Origin of the sequence: Desulfonatronum sp. SC1 (assembly GCF_003046795.1) — a bacterium.
Classification (GTDB): Bacteria; Desulfobacterota; Desulfovibrionia; order Desulfovibrionales; family Desulfonatronaceae; genus Desulfonatronum.
This window is the reverse complement of sequence record NZ_PZKN01000160.1, coordinates 1-440: the sequence shown is the minus strand read 5'-3', so window position 1 is coordinate 440 and position 440 is coordinate 1. Positions and strand designations below refer to the sequence as shown.

The following is a 440-nucleotide window of genomic DNA, read 5'->3' as shown; positions in this document are numbered from 1 at the left end:
CTTGTGCTGTTACCGTTAATCCTGCCCCTGCGCCAGGTGAAAATCTTTTGACAAATGGTGATTTTTCTAATGGCCTAACAGGCTGGCTGTTTGCTGCCAACGGCACAACTTCCTCAGCATCGGTATCTAACGGCGAAGCGGTGATAAGTATCACTACTGCCGGAACAAACGCATGGGAACCACAATTTGTTAAGGATGGCTTTGCATTAGTTAGCGGACAGCAGTATACTGTCTCCTTCCAGGCCAGAGCTGCGGCTAACAGAAACATTCAATTGTTTGTCAACACTGGCCCTAATAATTATGCTTCGTTCTTCACGCAATCAGTGCCTTTGACCACCACTATGCAAACCTTTACCTATACTTTTACGGCCAATGCCAACGATGATAACGCGCGTATTGACTTTAACTGTGGTGGCAATACGGCCAATGTGATTATAGAT

Annotated in this window: 1 protein-coding gene; it reads left to right on the top strand. The window is 45.9% G+C overall.

Going from position 1 to position 440, the window contains the following annotated elements; all coding sequences use genetic code 11:
- Nucleotides 1-440, top strand: a 440-nt coding sequence (locus tag C6366_RS18760) for a carbohydrate binding domain-containing protein (RefSeq protein ID WP_199221611.1), incomplete at both ends; no start/stop codon positions are given.